Source organism: Pseudoxanthomonas mexicana (assembly GCF_001556105.1).
In the GTDB taxonomy this organism is placed as follows: Bacteria; Pseudomonadota; Gammaproteobacteria; order Xanthomonadales; family Xanthomonadaceae; genus Pseudoxanthomonas_A; species Pseudoxanthomonas_A mexicana_A.
Genome location: NZ_LSIF01000026.1, coordinates 47,687 through 63,821, shown reverse-complemented (window position 1 = coordinate 63,821; position 16,135 = coordinate 47,687). Strand labels below are relative to the sequence as shown.

18 protein-coding genes are annotated in these 16,135 nt (G+C 68.1%); 4 read left to right on the top strand and 14 right to left on the bottom strand.

The genetic code is table 11. The features are described 5' to 3' along the window. Positions 1–84 precede the first annotated feature (84 nt). Complete coding sequence (locus tag AX730_RS03845; RefSeq protein ID WP_062352213.1) at positions 85–597, top strand: DUF6622 family protein; 513 nt, start codon at positions 85–87, stop codon at positions 595–597. A 133-nt stretch (positions 598–730) separates the two neighbouring features. Here AX730_RS03845 and AX730_RS03840 read toward each other — a convergent pair whose 3' ends face one another. Together AX730_RS03840 and AX730_RS03835 are read right to left on the bottom strand one after the other, a co-directional pair. Further along, a complete protein-coding gene (locus tag AX730_RS03840) occupies positions 731–2,245 on the bottom strand; it encodes an acetyl-CoA hydrolase/transferase family protein (protein ID WP_062352210.1) in 1,515 nt (504 codons plus the stop codon). Between the two features lie 94 nt (positions 2,246–2,339). Then, positions 2,340–2,885: a DNA-3-methyladenine glycosylase I gene (locus AX730_RS03835; RefSeq protein WP_062352207.1), complete on the bottom strand. Its 546-nt coding sequence runs from the start codon at positions 2,883–2,885 to the stop codon at positions 2,340–2,342. A 101-nt stretch (positions 2,886–2,986) separates the two neighbouring features. Here AX730_RS03835 and AX730_RS03830 point away from each other — a divergent pair, with 101 nt between their 5' ends. The 3 genes from AX730_RS03830 (at position 2,987) to AX730_RS03820 (ending at position 5,043) form a co-directional block, all read left to right on the top strand. Next, the gene (locus AX730_RS03830) at positions 2,987–3,553 is read left to right on the top strand and encodes a YqgE/AlgH family protein (protein WP_062352312.1); all 567 of its coding nucleotides are present in this window, start codon (positions 2,987–2,989) and stop codon (positions 3,551–3,553) included. Between the two features lie 76 nt (positions 3,554–3,629). Further along, positions 3,630–4,079: a Holliday junction resolvase RuvX gene (ruvX, locus tag AX730_RS03825; protein ID WP_062352204.1), complete on the top strand. Its 450-nt coding sequence runs from the start codon at positions 3,630–3,632 to the stop codon at positions 4,077–4,079. A gap of 19 nt (positions 4,080–4,098) precedes the next feature. Beyond that, entirely contained in the window at positions 4,099–5,043 is a 945-nt protein-coding gene (locus AX730_RS03820; protein ID WP_062352201.1) for an aspartate carbamoyltransferase catalytic subunit, read from the top strand. A 30-nt stretch (positions 5,044–5,073) separates the two neighbouring features. Here the strand turns inward: AX730_RS03820 and AX730_RS03815 are convergent, their stop codons facing one another. The 12 genes from AX730_RS03815 to hpf form a co-directional block, all read right to left on the bottom strand. After that, positions 5,074–6,633, bottom strand: a complete 1,560-nt coding sequence (locus AX730_RS03815; RefSeq protein WP_062352199.1) for a GGDEF domain-containing protein — start codon at positions 6,631–6,633, stop codon at positions 5,074–5,076. A 146-nt stretch (positions 6,634–6,779) separates the two neighbouring features. Beyond that, positions 6,780–7,058 carry a hypothetical protein gene (locus AX730_RS03810; protein ID WP_062352197.1) on the bottom strand — a complete coding sequence of 93 codons (279 nt, stop codon included), beginning with the start codon at positions 7,056–7,058 and terminating at the stop codon, positions 6,780–6,782. A 3-nt stretch (positions 7,059–7,061) separates the two neighbouring features. Further along, on the bottom strand, positions 7,062–7,862 hold the full coding sequence (locus AX730_RS03805) for a carboxylesterase family protein (protein ID WP_062352195.1): 801 nt from the start codon (positions 7,860–7,862) through the stop codon (positions 7,062–7,064). 76 nt (positions 7,863–7,938) lie between these two features. Continuing rightward, positions 7,939–8,787, bottom strand: coding sequence for a DNA ligase (locus AX730_RS03800; RefSeq protein ID WP_062352192.1), 849 nt, complete (start codon positions 8,785–8,787; stop codon positions 7,939–7,941). Between the two features lie 160 nt (positions 8,788–8,947). After that, positions 8,948–9,559: a DUF1294 domain-containing protein gene (locus AX730_RS03795; RefSeq protein WP_062352190.1), complete on the bottom strand. Its 612-nt coding sequence runs from the start codon at positions 9,557–9,559 to the stop codon at positions 8,948–8,950. A gap of 9 nt (positions 9,560–9,568) precedes the next feature. Then, the gene (gene mgtE, locus AX730_RS03790; RefSeq protein ID WP_062352188.1) at positions 9,569–10,930 is read right to left on the bottom strand and encodes a magnesium transporter; all 1,362 of its coding nucleotides are present in this window, start codon (positions 10,928–10,930) and stop codon (positions 9,569–9,571) included. A 194-nt stretch (positions 10,931–11,124) separates the two neighbouring features. Beyond that, positions 11,125–12,846, bottom strand: a complete 1,722-nt coding sequence (gene ptsP, locus AX730_RS03785) for a phosphoenolpyruvate--protein phosphotransferase (protein WP_062352186.1) — start codon at positions 12,844–12,846, stop codon at positions 11,125–11,127. Continuing rightward, the gene (locus AX730_RS03780) at positions 12,846–13,115 is read right to left on the bottom strand and encodes an HPr family phosphocarrier protein (RefSeq protein WP_062352182.1); all 270 of its coding nucleotides are present in this window, start codon (positions 13,113–13,115) and stop codon (positions 12,846–12,848) included. The genes ptsP and AX730_RS03780 overlap by 1 nt, the downstream gene beginning before the upstream one ends. Continuing rightward, the gene (locus tag AX730_RS03775) at positions 13,108–13,500 is read right to left on the bottom strand and encodes a PTS sugar transporter subunit IIA (RefSeq protein ID WP_062352180.1); all 393 of its coding nucleotides are present in this window, start codon (positions 13,498–13,500) and stop codon (positions 13,108–13,110) included. The genes AX730_RS03780 and AX730_RS03775 overlap by 8 nt, the downstream gene beginning before the upstream one ends. Positions 13,501–13,620: 120 nt before the next feature. Then, a complete protein-coding gene (rapZ, locus tag AX730_RS03770) occupies positions 13,621–14,541 on the bottom strand; it encodes an RNase adapter RapZ (protein WP_062352177.1) in 921 nt (306 codons plus the stop codon). Beyond that, positions 14,538–15,488: an HPr(Ser) kinase/phosphatase gene (gene hprK, locus AX730_RS03765; RefSeq protein ID WP_062352309.1), complete on the bottom strand. Its 951-nt coding sequence runs from the start codon at positions 15,486–15,488 to the stop codon at positions 14,538–14,540. The genes rapZ and hprK overlap by 4 nt, the downstream gene beginning before the upstream one ends. 230 nt (positions 15,489–15,718) lie before the next feature. Beyond that, positions 15,719–16,039, bottom strand: coding sequence for a ribosome hibernation-promoting factor, HPF/YfiA family (hpf, locus tag AX730_RS03760; RefSeq protein WP_062352174.1), 321 nt, complete (start codon positions 16,037–16,039; stop codon positions 15,719–15,721). Positions 16,040–16,135: the final 96 nt, after the last annotated feature.

Below are 16,135 nucleotides of genomic sequence, written 5' to 3'. Positions count from 1 at the left end.
TGACTTCCAGCACCTAAGTTGTCGGGACGCCAAACGGATGATGTGTCCAGCCCGACGCGGTGTCGGAACACCAGGAACCTCTCCGTGATCACGCAGATCCTCTCGCACACCCCGATCTGGGTCTTCGGCCTGTTCTTCGGCCTCGTCTACCTCGGTTACGTCCAGAGCAGGACGCGGCAGGTCTCGCGCAACCGGCTGATCGTGCTGCCGGTCGCCATGCTGGCCTGGTCGCTGTACTCGGTGTGGTCGACCTTCGATGCCCACGTCACGGCGCTGGCCGCGTGGGCCTGTGCCTGGGCTGCGGTGGTGGCCATCGGCCTTGCCCGCGGACCGTCGCGCAGCGCGTCCTACGACGCGGCGACGACGAGGTTCACGGTGGCCGGCAGCTGGCTGCCGCTGGCGCTGATGATGGGCATCTTCTTCTTCAAGTACGCGGTGGCGGTCGCGCATGCGGTCGAGCCTGGTGTGCTCGATGCGACGACGGCGGTGGTTGTGGTCTCCGGGACGTACGGTGTGTTCAGTGGCCTGTTCATGGCGCGTGCGCTGCGCGTGCTCGGAGTGATGAAGCAGCAACGCCTGGTCGAGCGTAGCGCCTGAAGAACGACGTAGGATGGGTGGAGCCGAAGGCGATACCCATCGCTTGCAACCTCGCCAGCATCTTGATGATGGGTAGACTGGCAACGCCGTTGAAAGCCGCCTTCGGCTCCACCCATCCTACGAAGGCGCTGCTTCAGCCCTTCATGCTGCCGGTGTCCAGCCAGCGCTGGTGCCACGACAGCGCTTCCGGCAGCAGGTGCGGGGTGTGCTTGCCGTAGCTGTGGTGCAGGGCGCGATCGAAGTAGTCCTGCAGCGCATCGCGATAGTCCGGATGCGCGCAGTTGGCGATCAGCAGGCGGGCGCGCTGCTTGGGCGTGAGGCCGCGCAGGTCGGCCAGGCCCTGCTCGGTGACGATGACGGAGACGTCGTGCTCGGTGTGGTCGACATGGCTGACCATCGGCACCAGCGCCGAGATGCTGCCGCCCTTGGCGGTACTGGGGCTCAGGAACACCGACATGAAGCCGTTGCGCGCGAAGTCGCCCGATCCGCCGATGCCGTTCTGGATGCGGCTGCCCATCACGTGGGTGGAATTGACGTTGCCGTAGAGATCGGCCTCGATCATCCCGTTCATGCCGATGCAGCCGAGCCGGCGCACCAGTTCCGGATGGTTCGACATTTCCTGCGTGCGCATGATGATGCGCTCACGGTAGAACGCGATGTCGCGCTTGAACGTCTCGTTCGCTTCCGGGCTCAGCGCGAAGCCGGTGCACGAGGCGACGTCCAGCACGCCCTCGCGCAGCAGGTCGAGCATGCCGTCCTGGATGACTTCGGTGAACGCGGTCAGGCCGCGGAAGCCGCTCTTCGCCAGGCCGGCGAGCACGGCGTTGGGAATGTTGCCGACGCCGGACTGCAGCGGCAGCAGGTTCGGCGGCAGGCGGCCCAACGTCACCTCGTGCTTGAGGAAATCGATCAGGTGCGCGGCGATGCGTTCGCTGGTGCTGTCGATCGGCGTGAACGGGCTGTTGCGGTCCGGCCCGTTCGTGCGCACCACGGCGACGATCTTGGCCGGGTCGCAGTGCAGCGCGGTATCGCCGATGCGGTCGTGCACGTGCTCCAGCGGGATCGGCTTGCGGTGCGGCGGCAGCGCGGTGCCGTAGTAGATGTCGTGCATGCCCTCGACATCGGAGGGCTGCCACTCGTTGACCTCGACGATGACCTTCTTCGCCAGGTCCAGCCAGGTCTTGTTGTTGCCGACCGAGGTGGATGGCACCAGCGTGCCGTCCTCGCGGATCGCCGACACCTCGATCACCGCGGTGTCGATGGGGCCGTAGAAACCGAACCACACGTGCTGGGCGACATGGCTCAGATGGATGTCGATGTAGTCGAGCGTGCCCTCGTTGATGCGCTTGCGCGCGTCGGGATCGCTCTGGAACGGCATGCGCAGCGCGATGGCGTCGGCCTTGGCGAGTGCGCCATCCAGTTCCGGTGCGGTGGAAGCGCCGGTCATCAGCTTGATCTGGAACGGCATGCCGGCCGCGTGGGCCTGTTCGATACGCGTCGCCAGCGCCAGCGGCACCGCCTTGGGGTAGCCGGAGCCGGTGAAGCCGCTCATGGCGACGGTCTCGCCGGGCTGGATCAGGCTGGCGGCGTGTTCGGCGCTGATCACGCGGCCGCGCAGGCCGGCGTGGCGGATACGGTCTTCGGGCATCGGAGGAGGCATCGGCTGGGCGAAACGTCGATTATCGCCCGGAGGCGTTGCGCCGCAGGATACGGCCATCGGGTCGCGCGCGTGTTGCGCCGGATCAATGCCCCGCGGCGGCCATCCACGGCGGGCGCTGCTTGGCGGCACGGCGGAACGCCGGGCATTCCTCGCGGTGCGCGCCGGGCAGGTAGCCCAGGCTCATCAGGAATTCGTTGGTGATCTCGCCGCCGGTGAAGCGGAAGGTCTTCTTGAACAGCTTGATCCAGTCGGCCTTCGGCAGCGGGTGGTGCGCATCCAGCCAGGCGGCGAAGCTGCCATGGCTCTTGCGTAGTTGCCGGATCACCTGCGCGTTGTGGATCGCGGCCTCGACCTTCAGCCGGTTGCGGATGATGCCGGGGTCGGCGAGCAGGCGGGCGCGGTCCTTTTCGCCGTAGCGTGCGACCTTGTCCACGTCGAAGCCGCTGTACGCGGCGCGGAAGCCTTCGCGCTTCTTCAGCATCGTCTCCCAGCTGAGGCCGGCCTGGTTGATCTCCAGCAGCAGGCGCTCGAACAGCACCGCCTCCTCGCGCTGCGGAAAGCCGTATTCGCGGTCGTGGTAGGGGCCGTGCAGGGGATGGCCGGGGGCGATGTCGCAATAGCCTGACATGGGCGCGTGTCTGGGAAGGAAAGCCCGATTCTAGGGCGTGTTGCGGACCGGGCGTGTCCGCGCAGGCGCGGCATGCGCGATGGCGGGCTAGAATGGTCGCCATGCAAGACGCCGCCACGCCCCTGGCCAACCAGCTGCTGATCGCCTCGCCGGCGTTGTCCGATCCGAATTTCGCCCGCGCCGTCACCCTGATCTGCCAGCACGACGACGACGGCGCCATGGGCGTGGTCGTCAACCGCCCCTCGGAGTACACGCTGGGCGAGGTGCTGCGGCAGATGAACCTGGCCTCGCACGACCCGCGCCTGGACGAGCAGATCGTCCTGGCCGGCGGTCCCGTGCACCCCGAGCGTGGTTTCGTGCTGCACGACAGTACGCGCGCCTGGGAGTCCACGCTGGAAGTCGCCAGCGGCCTGTACCTGACCACCTCGCGCGACATCCTCGAAGCGATGGCGGAAGGCGAGGGCCCGGCGAACGTGGTGGTGGCACTGGGCTGCGCGGGCTGGGGCGCGGGCCAACTGGAATACGAACTGGGCGAGAACAGCTGGCTGACCGCGCCCGCCGACGCCGAACTGCTGTTCGCCGTGCCGCTGGAGCAGCGCTGGCAGGCGGCGGGGCAGCGGATCGGCGTGGACATGACCCGCCTGACGGACTACAGCGGCCACGCATGAACCTGTGCGCGCCGACGTCGTGTCCACGCACGCCGTTGCAGGATGGCGCGGACCGTATCGAACGGAGGCACTGGGCATGAAGCTGGATGGCACCGTACTGGGATTCGACGTGGGTTCGCGCCGCATCGGCGTGGCCGTGGGCAGTGCCTTCGGCACCGGCGCCCGGGCGCTGGCGGTGATCGACGTGCACGGGCACGGGCCCGACTGGCCGGCGATCGACAAGCTGCATGCGGAATGGAAACCCGATGGCCTGGTGGTCGGCGACCCGATGACGCTCGACGGCGGCGACCAGCCGATCCGCAAGCGCGCCCATGCCTTCGCCCGCGAGCTGCGTACGCGCTACCAGTTGCCGGTGGTGCTGGTGGATGAACGCACCAGCTCCGTCGAGGCCGCAGAACGTTTCGCGCTGGACCGCAGCGAAGGCCGCAAGCGCCGGCGCGATGCCGTCGCACTCGACGCCGTCGCCGCCGCCGTCATCATCGAACGCTGGCTGGCCGCGCCCCAGGACGCGACCCAGCTGACCTGACTCCTCCCGACCACGCCCCATGACCCTACAACTCGATTCCGACGGACGCCTGCGCCACCTGCTCACCCTTGATGGACTGCCGCGCGAAACACTGTGCCGGCTGATCGACCGTGCCGGCCAGATCCGCGATGCCGCGCTCGGCCGCACGCCACGCCGGCAGGTACTCGACGGCACCACGATCTGCACGCTGTTCTTCGAACCGTCCACGCGCACCCGCAGTTCGTTCCACATCGCCGCGCAACGCTTGGGTGCGGACGTGCTGAATGTCGATGCATCCACGTCGTCCACGCGCAAGGGCGAGACCGCGCGCGACACGCTGCGCAACCTGGAAGCGATGGGCGTGCGCGGCTTCGTGGTCCGTCATGCCGACGATGGCGCGGTCGAGGCGCTGGCGGCGGAAGCCGGCGAAGGCACGGCGCTGATCAACGCCGGCGATGGCCGCAGCGCGCATCCCACGCAGGGTCTGCTGGACGTGCTGACGATCCGCCAGGCCAAGGGCGCCGACTTCTCGCGCCTGAAGGTACTGATGGTGGGCGACGTGAACCACTCGCGCGTGGCACGCTCGGACCTGCATGCGCTGAAGACGCTGGGCGCGGGCGAGATCCGTGTGTGCGGCCCGCAGTCGCTGCTGCCGGACGACGGCACGCTGGCCGGCTGCCGCGTGGGACAGGATTTCGACGCCATGCTCGAGGGCGTCGACGTGGTGATGATGCTGCGCCTGCAGCGCGAGCGCATGGAGGAAGGCCTGGTGGCCTCGCTGGAGGATTACCACCGCGAGTACGGGCTGACCACGACGCGACTGGCGCGTGCGGCGAAGGACGCGGTGGTGCTGCACCCCGGTCCGATCAACCGTGGTGTGGAGATCACCGACGAGGTGGCCGACGGTCCGCAGTCGCTGGTGCTGCGCCAGGTCAGCAACGGCGTCGCCATCCGCATGGCGGTGCTGGAGATGCTGCTGGCCTGAGGCGTCGAGGCGCTGCCGTCGGACGACGCCTTAGTCCGCCGCCGCCACCACGCGGTTCTTGCCGGCCTGCTTGGCCTGGTACATGGCACGGTCGGCGCGCGCGAGCAGTTCGTCCTGCGATTCTCCCGGCTGCCAGCGGGCGACGCCTGCACTGAAGGTCACCAGGATGCCGCGACCCTCGTAGACCAGGGGCTTGTGTGCCATCCGGTCGCGCAGGCGTTCCAGCGTGCCCATCGCTTCCAGGAAGCTGGTTTCCGGCAGCAGCAGCACGAATTCCTCGCCGCCGAACCGGGCGACAGCGTCGCTGGCGCGCAAGGTCGCCCGTGCCAGCGTCACGACGTGGCACAGCGCCGCGTCGCCGCCCAGATGGCCGTGTGCGGCGTTGATGTGGCGGAAATCGTCGAGGTCCAGCAAGGCGAGGCTCAGCGTCTGGCCACTGCGCACGGCACGCACCGATTCGCGCTTGAACAGCTCGTCGAAGCCACGCCGGTTCAGCGCTTCGGTCAGCTGGTCTACGCGGACCAGTTCGGAGACGGACTGCAGTTCCTGCTCCAGGTTCATCACGCGCCGTTCGGCTTCTTCCACTTCGCGACGCGCCTCCAGCAGGCTGTCGCGCGCGCGCAGTGCCTGCGCCTGCACCTGTGCGGTGTCGTCCAGGATGTCTTCCATCCGCCTGCCCAGCTCGGCGATGCTGCGGCTGTCGCGCACGGCCTGTGCATGGAAACTGATGCGGTCGTGGTATTCGCCGGTGCTGCTGGCCATCCCGTCCAGCCGTTCGACGAAGGTCACCATCATGTCCTTCATCGACGCTTTCGATTCGGCCAGGCCCTGCTTCAGCAGGCCCTGCTTGTAGATCACTTCACGCAGGCCGGCGCGGGTCTGTTCCAGTGCCGTGCGGTCGAGGGGACCGGCGAGCAGTTGCCGCACGGCGCCTATCTGGTCCTGCAGCCAGCTGCCGTCCTCGATCAGTTCGCCGACGTTTTCCAGCAGCAGGTCGAACAGGCTGCGCATCAGTTCCTGCGCGTCGTCCACCTCATGCGTGCGCTGGCCCACTTGTTGGCAGAGGTCGCGCAGGTCGGTGCCGAGATCGACGATCGGTTGGCTGGCCTGCCATTGCCGCACCCGGTCCGCCAGCGCATGCGCCTGCGGCAACAACGCGCCGTCGTCGCGCAGCAGTTGCTCCATGCCGCCGACGAGCAACTGGTGCAGCAGGTCGCGCAACTGTTCGGCTTCGCCGGCCAGCGGCTCGTCCTGGACCGTGCGGATGTACTTGTCTATCAGCTGCCGCAGCGCTCGGCCGTAACGCGGCCAGTCGCTGTCGGTGTGAGCGGATTGCAGGCGCTCGCCCATGCCGTGGAGTTCGCCCGGAAGGCCGGCGACACCGTCGGCGAACGCGGACAGCAGCGTGGCGGGTTCCTCGGCGTGCGCGAACAGTGCCTGCAGCTGCGCGCTGCTGATCGCCGGTCCGGCCTTGGCCGCCTTCGTCATGGCGAGCTCATGCGACGCAGGCGCGGCCGCCTCGCGGCGACGCGACCACAAGCGACGGAAGCCGCCAGTCACTCCGGAGTTGTCGTCGGCTACGTCTGCCATCGAAAGATGCTCGCACGGCCATGGGCGGATGCCCGTCAGCCACCAGGGGATGCCGGGTTATCGGCCGCCCTGGGCACAGGTTGAGGGGCGGCGGGCCCGGCCGCCGGCGCAGGCGCCGGAAGCGTGACGCGGGACGTGCCAGCGGATCAACCGGACCCAGCGGGAAAGCGCCCGAGGGCTTCCTCGATGATGGCCAACTGGGCCAGTGCCTCGTCGTTTCCGCCCACGGCGGCGGCGCGCACCTGGTCCAGCGAGGGATGCGACACGATCAGCAGCAGGTTGCCGCATGTCGGGCAGGCGTAATCGGTGACGGCGTCATGCAGCTCCATCGCCATCGCGCGGCTGTCGCCGTGCCAGCCGCAGGGGCAGGCCAGGTCGCGTTCGCGCCAGCCGGCGGTGAAGTAGTCGGGGACGAGCTCGGCCATCGATCAGCGCCCGCGCTTCTGCGCGAACAGCCAGTCCCACATCGGTGTGTAGGCGTAGGTCGCGTCCCAGCTGTTGTGGTCGGCATCGGGAAATTCGGTGTAACGCGCATCGCGTGCGCCGGCTGCCTTCAGCGCGGCGTCCATGCGGCGCGACTGCGACGGTGGCACCACATTGTCCTGGCCGCCGTGGAAGATCCACACCGGTATGTCCTTCAGGCGCTGCGCGGCGGCGGCGAACGGGTCGGCGGCATGGCCGACGCTGTGCACGCGCAGGCCGGGCCGTGCATCGGTCCAGTCGACGGTGATGCCGCCGCAGACCGGCACCAGCGCGGCAAAGCGCGTGGGCTGCTGCAATGCCAGTTCCCAGGTGCCGTAGCCACCCATCGACATGCCGGTCAGCGACACACGGTCCGGATCGCCGTTGAACTCGCCCATCGCCGCGTCCAGCGTCGCGAAGGCGATGGGGCCGGCGGCTTCGGTCCATTCCGTGTCATCGGGCGCCTGCGGGAACACGACGATGCCCGGGAACGTATCCGCGTGCTGGCGCAGGTACGGGCCCAGGCCGGCCATCGTCTGCTTCACGCCATCGCGGCCGCGCTCGCCTGATCCGTTGAGGAACAGCACCACCGGCGGCTTGCCACTGCGGAAGCGCGCGGCGGGCACGAACACCTGGTAGCGGTGGGTCTTGCCTTGCAGCGTGACCTCGCGCGCGACGAATTCGCCGGTGGTCTTCATGGGAGCGGTCGTGGTGCAGGCGGTCATCAGGAGCAGCAGGCCCAGGCAGGCGGTGGCGAGAGAACGCATGGCGGTCGCGGTCCGAGGGTAACGCGCGGCAGCATACCCGGTTGCGCAACGGGCAGTGTCGCGCCGATCCACGGCGTCAGTGTTTCGGCTCTGGCAGAGGTCGGTCGTCGCGCACCCGCATGAAGCGGGCGAAACGCGGCAGTCCGGTCGAGGTATAGCCGTTGTAGCGATAGGTCACCCACACGCCCAATGGCGGTGGCGTGACGCGCTGGGCATCGGTGAAGCCGGTGCCCAGTCGGAAGCGCAGGCCCTCCGGCGTGCGCACCTGCAATGCCCCCAGCATGCCTGTGTACTTGCCCTTGCCGGGCAGGTGCGCGACTACCTGCGCCTCCGCGTCTTCGTGGGGTTTGTACTTGAGCAGGTCCTCGCTGCGCCCGGACCGGTAAAGCGCCGTGCGTCGATGCAGCATCAGACCCTCGCCGCCGGCGGCGACCACGCGGGCCAGTTCTGCCTCCAGCTCGGCGGCGGTGTTGAATCGCTGCTGCGGAATCATCACCAAGTGCGTGCTGCGAGCGGCCAACACCACGGTGCGCATCTGCGCGGCCCGATCAACGAACGGTCCCTTATGTGCCGGCAGGTCGAAGGCCATGAAGCGTACACGCTGCCACGCCTGCGGATCGGTGCCGATGCGGCGGACGAGTGCGCTGACCTCGTCGAAGCGGCCGCGTGCGATCCACAGTTCGCCGTCCATGGGGTCGGCTGGCCAGCCGCGCGTGAACGTCGGCGGCGCCGCGATACGCGCACCGCCACGTGTCCATAGTGCCCGGCCATCCCAGCGGGCACGCACACCGTCCAGCTTCTCGCTGACCAGGAACCCGCTGACGGGCACGCCGTTGCGGTACGTGGTCGCCAGCATCGGATCGGGTGGCGACGACAGGGCAGGCCAGGTCAGCAGGCAGAGCAGGACGGACAGCAGCAGGCGCATGGCGGCGAACCGGGCCGAAGGGACGTCAGCGTCGCGCGTTCGATCGAACGCGGGGATCGGCACATGCCGCGGCCGTGCGTAGGAAGTGCCCGACCCGGGGGCCGTGCGTCAGGAGCGCGTTATCGGGCCGGCAATGCGGAAGCGCGCGACGACGCCCGGTTCAATGCTGCGTCCATAGCCATGTCCCCACGACGGCGACATGAAGCACCACCATCGTCCAGAACACGACGCGGTAGCGGGGCTTGCGCGACTTGTGCCGCAGTGTCTGCTGCGCGATCCATGCGCCGGGCCAACCGCCCAGCAGTTCCAGCAGGTGTAGCGTGGTTTCCTGCGTGCGCCAGCGGCCGGTCTGCGCGGCATGCTTGTCCAGCGCGTAGACCACGTAGGTGATCGCCGACAGGATCATCGGCAGGAACATCGTCTCGAACGGAAGGCGGCCTGCGCGGATCGCCCACGCGATCAGCAGCGCGTACGCGAACACGGCCACCGCGCCCGGAACGACCGATGGCGGACGTGATGCAGTGCGTGCAGGCGTCGCCGGACTGGCGCGACGCACCGCAGGGACGGTCCGTTGCACGGCCTGCGCACGCCACTTGCCATCGGGCTGGCGTTGCGCCGTGAACTTCACCAGCTCGCCGACCTCGGGCCGGCGTCCGTCCAGCCGGTAGTCGCGGATGTGGAAGAACACGCGGGCGGGTTCGCCATCGAGCGGCGCGATGAAGCCGAAGCCGCGGTCGTCGTTCCATTCGCTGAGCTTGCCGAGTCGTTCCACGTGCTGGTCTCAGTGCAACAGGATCAGCGTCGCCAAACCGAGGAAGCAGAAGAAGCCCATCACGTCGGTGACCGCAGTGACGACGACGGTGCCGGCGACGGCGGGATCGATGTTCATGCGTTTCAGCAGCAGCGGCAGCAGCACGCCAGCGGTGGCCGCGGCGCAGAAATTGATGATCAGGGCCAATGCGATGACCAGCGACAGCAGCGGACTGCGGAACCACACGAACGCGATGATTCCGACGATGCCGCCGATCAGCAGGCCGTTGATCAGCGCGACGCGGATCTCTTTCCACAACAGGATGCGCGCATTGCTGGAGCCGACCTGGCCCAGCGCGAGGCCGCGCACCATCAGCGTCAGCACCTGCACGGCGGCGTTGCCGCCGATGCCGGCCACGATGGGCATCAGCACGGCGAGCGCGACGATCTTCTCCAGCGTCATCTCGAACTGACCGATCACGCTGGCCGCCATGAACGCGGTGAACAGGTTGATGCCCAGCCACACCACGCGGCCACGCACGGCGCGCTTGACCGGCGAGAACAGGTCCTCGTCCTCATCCAGGCCAGCGGCGCCCAGCGCCTGGTGCTCGGCCTGCTCGCGGATGATGTCGACCACGTCGTCGATGGTGATGCGGCCGAGCAGGATGTTGTTGTCGTCCACGACCGGCGCCGACACCCAGTCGTGGTCGGAAAACTGGCGCGCGACTTCCTGCGCGCTCTCGCCCACGTCGATGGCCGGCTGCTCGTCGTCGATCAGCCGGTTGATCGGGGTGGTGTCCTCGTGTGTGACCAGCGCGGCCAGCGGCACGCGCCCGAGGTACTGGTGGCGACGGCTGACCACGTACAGGTGATCGGTATGGTCCGGCAGTTCGCCACGCAGGCGCAGGTAGCGCAGCACCACGTCGACGTTGACGTCGGCGCGCACGGTGACCACGTCCGGGTTCATCAGGCGGCCGGCGGTGTCCTCGGCGTACGACAGCACCTGTTCCAGGCGCTCGCGGTTCTCGCGGTCCATCGACTTGAGGACTTCGTCGATGACGGTGTCGGGCAGGTCTTCGACCAGGTCGGCAAGGTCGTCGATGTCGAGGTCTTCGACGGCGGCGACGATCTCGTCGGTGTCCATGTCCGCCAGCAGGCTCTCGCGGACCTCGTCGCCGACGTGCACCAGCACCTCGCCGTCGTCCTCGGGATCGACCAGGCCCCACACGACTTCGCGCTTGCCCGGCGGCAGCGATTCCAGCAGGTTGCCGATTTCCGCAGGCGACAAGGTGTTGACCAACCGCCGCACGGGACCCAGCCGACCGCTGTCGAGCGCGTCGGAGAGCAGGCGCAACTGGCGTGCGGTCTTGTCGTGGCGGATGGTTTCGACCATTCGGTACTCCGGAATGGGGCCGATCCGTCAGGCGGATGCGACCGGGGCATCAAGCGTTCATAGCGCCATTATCGCCCGGGCTACGATTTATGGACACCCTGTGGAAGGGAACTAGAGGTCGTGGGAGCGAGGTCAGTCGCGATGGGGCCTCCCTGGTGGTCGGCCGCGACTGACGTCGCTCCCACCGCAGGCGACTAGCTTGCCGTGGCCGCCTTCAACCAGCGCTCGATGCCGGCGCGGTCGCGTGCCTGCAGGAGTTTTTCGGTACGCGCCTGCAGTGCGGCCAGGTCGACCTCGCGAATGGCCCGGCGCACTTCCAGCAGCGTGGCCGGGTGCAGGCTGAACTCGCGCAGGCCCAGCGCGAGCAACATCGGCGCCAGCGTGGCGTCGCCGGCGATCTCGCCGCACATCGCCACGGGTATGTCGTGCTCGGCACCCGTGCGGATCACGTGGCGAAGCAGGCGCAACACGCCGGGATGCAGCGGCGAATAGAGTTCGCCCAGGGTGTCGTTGTTGCGATCGGCCGCCAGCAGGTACTGCACTAGGTCATTGGTGCCGATGGAGACGAAGTCCACCACGTCGACGAAGGCGTGCAGGGCGATCGCCGCGGCGGGCACCTCGATCATCGCGCCCAGCTCGACCTGCCCGGCGATTTCGTGCCCCTGCTTGTCCAGTTGCAGCGCGACGCGCCGGAGCCGGCGACGGACCTCGAGGATCTCATCACGGCTGCTGACCATCGGCACGAGGATGCGGACCGGGCCATAGCTGGAGGCGCGCAGGATGGCGCGCAACTGCGTATCGAACACGCCGGCGTGCGCCAGCGACAGGCGTACGCCGCGCAGGCCCAGCGCCGGGTTGTCCTCGTCGCCGACCACCAACCCCGTGCGGTCGGCCTTGTCCGCGCCCAGGTCGAGCGTACGGATGGTCACCGGGCGGCCCCCCATGCCGAGCACCAGGTCGCGGTAGACCTGGAACTGTTCGTCTTCGCCGGGCAGCTCGCGCCGCTGCAGGAACAGGAATTCGGTGCGGTACAGGCCCACGCCCGAGGCGCCGAGCGTGTGCGCCTTGGCCACGTCCTCGAGCGATTCGGCATTGGCCCACAGCGCGATGTCGACGCCGTCGCGGGTGCGGCTGGGCTTGGAGCGCAGCCGGCCGAGTTCACGGGCTTCGCGTGCGGCATCGCGCAGGCGTTCGCGGTAGCGGCGCAGGTCGTCCGGGTCGGGATTGACCACCACCTCGCCCGTGCTGCCGTCGACCATCAGCACGTCGCCGTCGTTGATCTTCTGCAGTGCCAGCGCGTTGCCGACCACCAGCGGCAGGTGCAGGCTGCGTGCGAGGATCGCGCTGTGCGAGAGCGTGCTGCCGGCAGCGGTGACCACCGCGACCACGCCGTGCTGCTGGAGTTCGGCCAGTTCCGACGGGGCCACGTTGTCGCTGACCAGGATCTCGCCGGCCACGCCGGGCGTATCGGCCGCGCGCTGGTGCAGGTGCGCGTGGATGCGGCCGATCACATGGTCGAGGTCGTCCATGCGGCTCTTGAGGTAGGCGTCGTCCATGCCGTCGAAGACGGCGGCGAGCCGATCGCGCTGCAGCCGCAGGGCATAGTCGGCCGAATACCGCCCGGTGCGGATCAGTTCGTCGAGACCATGCAGCAGTTCGGGATCGTCCAGCAGCAGCGCGTGCAGGTCGAGGAACTCGCCGACCTCCTTGGCCAGGGCGCCGTGCAGGCGCACGCGCAGGCTGTGCATCTCGTGGCGGGTGGCATCGACCGCGTCGCGCAGGCGGGCCAGTTCGTCATCGATCTGGTCCGCACCGATGTGCTGCTCGGCGACATCGAGCACATGCGGCAACCGGACCCGGGCGCGTCCGAGCGCACTGCCGCGCGAAGCCCCATGGCCCGGCAGCAGCGCCCGCATCAGGATTCCTCGTCGAATCGTCGCTCGAACAGCGACACGACTTCCTGCATCGCGGTGGTTTCGTCCTCGCCCTCGATACGGACGGTGACGGGGGTGCCCTGGCCGGCGGCGAGCAGCATGACGCCCATGATGCTCTTGGCGTTCACTTCACGGCCCTTGGCCGCCAGCGTGGCGTTGCAGCGGAAGCCGGACAGCGTCTGCACCAGCTTGGCGGTGGCGCGTGCGTGCAGCCCGAGGCGGTTGGAAATGATGAGTTCGCGTTCAAGCATCGTCGTGAATGACTCCATTGCGTGCGCCTGCCGCGGCCGTGGCAGGCAGGTCGTCCAGTCCCTGTTCCGGATAATTCATCACCCTCAGCAGCATCGGCAGGCTGAGCGCCGAGACGCGCCGCACCGGCGTGCCCAGGCGGGCCAGCTTCCCGGCCAGGTTGCTGGGGCTGGCGCCGTAGAGATCCGTCAGCACCAGCACCCCGTCGCCGCCGTCCACGCGCCGCAGCGCCGCCGACGCCTGCGGCAGCAGGACGTCCAAGTCGGCATCGAACGGCACCTCGAAGGCTTCCGCTTTCAAGGGCAGTTGCCGCAGTAGCGCGGTAGCGACCGTCAGGATCGCCACGCCCACGCCAGGATGAGTCACAAGAAGAATGCCACAGGCCATGCCGGAACGTTAACAGACGGGCATGACAGGCTGGAAGCGGCGCGAATGGAACGGAGCGGGTGCGGCGCGGAGGCGGTCGCTGGTCAGCTCACCTTCGTCTCGCCGGAGGAGCGGCGAAGGTCACTCCAGTTCGCGGTGGAAGGTGGCGACTTCTTCCCAGCCCTGTTCGCGTGCGTGCCTGGCCATGGTTTCCGCCAGATAGACTGAGCGGTGCTTGCCGCCGGTGCAGCCGAAGGCGATGGTGACGTAGCTGCGGGTCTCGCCGCGCAGGCGGGGCAACCAGGTGTCGAGGAAACCGCTGACCTGGCCCACGTACTCGGCCACCTCCGGCTGTGCATCCAGGAACGCACGCACCTTCGGGTCGCGGCCGGCATAGGGGCGCAGCTCCGGATTCCAGTGCGGGTTGGGCAGCACGCGTGCGTCGAACACGAAGTCCGCATCCGCCGGCACGCCACGCTTGTAGGCGAAGGATTCGAACAGCAGCGACAGTTGTGTGCCCTTGTTGAGCGCGAACTCGGCGATGATCCGGCGACGCAGCTGATGCACGTTGAGCTGGCTGGTATCGATGATGACGTCCGCTTCGCCACGCAGCGGCTGGACGATGGCGCGTTCCTGGCGGATCGCTTCCTGCAGGGACAGGCCGCCATGGCCCAGCGGGTGGCGACGGCGGGTATCGGAATAGCGCCGCAGCAGGACCTCGTCGCCGGCATCGAAGAAGACCAGGCGACCTTCCAGTCCCAGCTGCGCGAGCGCGGCACGCCATTGGGCGAGCTTCGAGAGGTCGCTGTGGCGGCTGCGCACGTCGATGCCGACGGCGATCTTCGGCGGCAGTTCGTCCTCGCGCATCAGGCTGCGCACGAACGACGGCAGCAGGTCCACCGGCAGGTTGTCGACGCAGTAGTAGTCCAGGTCCTCGAAGGTCTTCAGCGCCACCGACTTGCCCGAGCCGGACAGTCCGCTGACGATCACGACCGTGGGTGGCGCCGGCGTGACGGCGCCGTCATCGTGCAGCTCGGCGGGATCGTGGCCGGCCTGGGTCATGGCGTGCTGCGCTCGAGCAGGTTGCTGTGCCGGGCGATGAACATCGCCGCCGGGTCGATGCCCTTGGTGCGCAGGATATGCAGGCGCGTGGCGGCTTCGGTCAGCACGGCCAGGTTGCGGCCGGGCATGACGGGCAGGGTGATCAGCGGCACGTCCAGGTCCAGCACGTGGCGCGTGCCGGAGTCGCCGGTCAGCCGCTCGTAGCCGTGCGGATTGGGTTCGGTCATCGGCCGGGTCAGGTGGACGATCAGGCGCAGGTACTTGTTCTTCTTCACGGCGGTGTCGCCGAACATCTCGCGCACGTTCAACACGCCCAGCCCGCGCACCTCCAGCAGGTCCTGCAGCAGTTCGGGGCAGGTGCCGTCCAGCACGTCCGGCGCGATCTGGGTGAACTCCGGTGCGTCGTCAGCGACCAGCCGATGGCCTCGGCTCAGCAGTTCGAGCGCCAGTTCGCTCTTGCCGGATCCGGCCTCGCCGGTGATGAGCACGCCGATGGAATAGATTTCCATGAACACGCCGTGCAGCGTGACCCGCGGCGCCAGCGTGCGTGCCAGATGATAGGAAAGATGATTGAGCAGCTCGTGGCCGCGCTTGGGCGATCCCCACAGGGGCGTGTCGTTTTCGTTGGCGGCTTCGCGCAGGTCTTCCGGACAGGATTGGCTCTTGCTGATCACCAGCGCCAGCGGCTTGGCCTGCACGATCTTCTCGATGGTTTCCCAGCGCTGCCGCGAGTCGAGCGAATCCAGCCAGGTCAGCTCTTCGGTGCCGAGGATCTGCACCTTGTTGGGGTAGACCGCGTTGAGATAACCGGCCAGCGACGGGCGCCGGGACACGGTGTCGCCGGAGTCCAGCACGCGCTTCTCACCCTTCTGTCCGGCCAGCCAGCGCAGGGCCAGCTTGTCCTTCTGCTGGTCGAACAGTTCACGGGCGGTGATGCTGGTATTCATCATGCGAAGGCGACCGGCGGGGAGGGAGTGCTTCTCCGGACGAGGATGCGCGAATCGACGACACGGGGTCGGCGGCGTTCGCCGGGGACGCCGCGAGGGCCAGTGTAATGTCCCTGCAGGATGCGCGCGACCACGAGCGAGAGTCCGGCGCGGATGCAACAGGCCGATACATCGTCATGTGTAATGCAAGGGGCCGCTTCGTCTTGCGAAGCGGCCCGTGAGGCGATGCGTCAGCCGATCAGTTCGCCGCGCGTGCTGTGGCGCTGGACATCGGTGCGCTTTTCCTTGTGCTTGACCAGCAGGCGGTCGAGCTTGTCGGCCAGGATGTCGATGGCCGCATACATCGTCTGCGCGCCGGCGTCGGCATGCAGGGTGCGCCCGGACACGTTGACCGTGGCCTCGGCGAGATAATCGGGTTTTCGGGTTCCCAGTTGCGTACGGACTTCGCAGGGTTGCTCGAAGTGGCGCTCCAACCGCTTCAGTTTGGTTTCCACGTATTCGCGCAAGGCGGGAGTGACTTCGATTTCATGGCCGTAAGTCTCGATACGCATAGTGCCTCCTTCTGGTCGGTAGAACCGCGCGCGTGGCGCGGAGAGCGTGTCATGTGACAACGCGGCAGGGGTTTGGGTTCCGGTGATCTCCTGTGT